The sequence below is a fragment of the Actinophytocola sp. genome (assembly GCF_036402745.1).
Classification (GTDB): Bacteria; Actinomycetota; Actinomycetes; order Mycobacteriales; family Pseudonocardiaceae; genus Actinophytocola.
In genome coordinates this window covers 1-2,216 of sequence record NZ_DASWSJ010000011.1, presented here as the reverse complement: position 1 = coordinate 2,216, position 2,216 = coordinate 1, and the positions used below count along the sequence as shown (strand labels likewise).

Below are 2,216 nucleotides of genomic sequence, written 5' to 3'. Positions count from 1 at the left end.
CGGTGCTGGTGTTCGTGTTCCTGGTCGCGTTCGGTGTCGACTATTCGATCTTCCTGGTCGCGCGGATCGCTGAGGATCGCAAGGAGCTGGGCACGGAGGTCGCGACCCGGCGGGCCGTGGCGGTGACCGGGCCGGTGATCGCGTCGGCCGGCATGGTGCTGGCGGCAACGTTCGCGGTGCTCGCCTCGCTGCCGTTCGTGCCGATGGTGGAGATCGGTGTGGTGGTCGCCGTCGGGGTTCTGTTGCAGACTCTGCTCGTGGCGCCCGCACTGGTGGCGCCGATGGTCGTGGGTCTGCGGCGGTGGATCTGGTGGCCGGGCCGGGTTCCGGCGCGGCCGGCGGAGGACCCGGTGCCGGCCACGGCTGGACGGAGCTGAGCGATGAGGGCGGCGGGCAGGCTGGGGATCGGCACGTCGGACGTGCTGCTCACCGCGGCGTTGCTGGTGGTGACGCTGTTCGCCGTCCTCGTCCTGCCGCCGCAGTGGATCGACGGCAGGCCGGTCGACGCGTTCGGGATCGTGCTGGTCGTCCTGGCCACGCTGCCGGTGCTGGTGCGGCGGCGATACCCGGTGGCCGCGCTGCTGGCGTGCGTGGCGGTGGAGGTCGTCTACCACGCGAACGGCTACGCGCACGAGGCGTTGCTGCCGGTGGCGGTCGTGCTGATCTACACGGTGTCGGTCAGCACCTCGCGGGTGTCGACGCTGGTCCTGGTCGCAATCGTGTCGCTCGTGGTGCTGGTGACCGTCGGGCAGACCCACGACCGCCCGCCCGGGGCCGAGGTGATCAGCCCGCTCGGGTGGTTCGTGGTGGCCGCGGTCACCGGGCAGGCGGTGCGCATCCACCGCGCGTTCATGGCGGAGGCCACCGAGCGGCGGGTCGCCGAGGAGCGGCTGCGCATCGCGCGCGACCTGCACGACGTGCTGGCGCACCACATCGTCGTGATCAACTCGCATGCCGGCGTGGCCGCGCACCTGCTCGACGAGCGCCCGGACGACCCGACGCTCGCGCCGATCAAGCAGTCGCTGCACACGGTGGCGGACGCGAGCAGCGGGGTGCTGGCGGAGCTGCGGACCACGCTGGACGTGTTGCGTGGCACCGAAGCCGACGGCGACCGGCAGCCGACCCCGGACCTCGACGGCCTTGCCGAGCTCGCGTCGGTCACCGGTGCGGTCGGGGTCGAGGTCGACGTGGCGGTGCGGGGCACGCGCCGGGCGCTGTCGACGGCCGTCGAGGTGACGCTGTACCGGATCGCGCAGGAGGCGCTGACCAACGTGGTGAAGCACGCGCAGGCGCGGCAGGCCAGGGTGCTGCTGGAGTACGGGACCGACGACGTGCGGCTGGAGGTCACCGACGACGGCCGCGGTGCGGACGGGACGGGCGGGGGGTACGGCATCGTGGGCATGACCGAGCGCGCGCACGCGGTGGGCGGCCGGCTCGACACCGGCAACGGGCCGGCGGGTGGGTTCCGGGTCGCGGTGACCGTGCCGACGGGGGTGGCGCGATGATCCGGGTGGTGCTCGCCGACGACCAGGGGCTCGTGCGGAGCGCGTTCGCGATGCTCGTGCGGTCGGCGCCGGACATGGAGGTGGTCGGCGAGGCCGCGGACGGCGCCGAGGCGGTCCGGCTCGCCCGCTCGAGCCAGGCCGACGTGGTGGTGATGGACATCCGGATGCCCGGGGTCGACGGGATCGCGGCGACCGCCACCATCGCGGCCGACGAGGACCTGGCCGGGGTGCGGGTGCTGATCCTCACCACGTTCGAGAGCGACCAGAACGTGGTGGCCGCGCTGCGGGCGGGGGCCAGCGGGTTCCTGGTGAAGGACACGAAACCGGCCAACCTGCTGGCCGCGATCCGCACGGTCGCGGGTGGGGAGGCCCTGCTGTCCCCCGGCGCCACGCAGGCGCTGATCGAGCGGGTGCTGCACCAGCCCGACCCGGCCGCCCCCGCGCCGGCGGGCCTGACGATGCTGACCGACCGCGAGCGCGAGGTCCTGACGCTCATCGGTCGCGGGCTGAACAACGGCGAGCTGGCCGAGCGGCTGGTGATCAGCCCCCTCACGGCGAAGACCTACGTGAGCAGGCTGCTGACCAAGCTGGCCGCCCGGGACCGGGCCCAGCTCGTGATCGCGGCCTACGAGTCCGGGCTGGTCCGGGCGGCCAACCAGTGACCGGTGGATCGAGGTCGCGGATCGAGATCGCGGTGCGCCGTGGCACCCC

At 73.5% G+C, this 2,216-nt stretch carries 3 protein-coding genes; all 3 read left to right on the top strand.

Translation table 11 applies throughout. The features are described 5' to 3' along the window. The coding region (locus VGD70_RS00825; RefSeq protein WP_331077051.1) for an MMPL family transporter at positions 1–377 on the top strand (377 nt) is incomplete at its 5' end. 3 nt (positions 378–380) lie between these two features. Beyond that, positions 381–1,505 carry a sensor histidine kinase gene (locus VGD70_RS00820; RefSeq protein WP_331077049.1) on the top strand — a complete coding sequence of 375 codons (1,125 nt, stop codon included), beginning with the start codon at positions 381–383 and terminating at the stop codon, positions 1,503–1,505. Further along, positions 1,502–2,167 carry a response regulator transcription factor gene (locus VGD70_RS00815; protein ID WP_331077047.1) on the top strand — a complete coding sequence of 222 codons (666 nt, stop codon included), beginning with the start codon at positions 1,502–1,504 and terminating at the stop codon, positions 2,165–2,167. Before VGD70_RS00820 ends, VGD70_RS00815 begins: the two co-directional genes overlap by 4 nt. Positions 2,168–2,216 lie beyond the last annotated feature (49 nt).

What these genes read in the sequence shown, in the direction of transcription:
- VGD70_RS00820 (WP_331077049.1), top strand. Translation starts at nt 381, where the DNA reads ATGAGGGCGGCGGGCAGGCTGGGGATCGGCACGTCGGACGTGCTGCTC.
- VGD70_RS00815 (WP_331077047.1), top strand. Translation starts at nt 1,502, where the DNA reads ATGATCCGGGTGGTGCTCGCCGACGACCAGGGGCTCGTGCGGAGCGCG.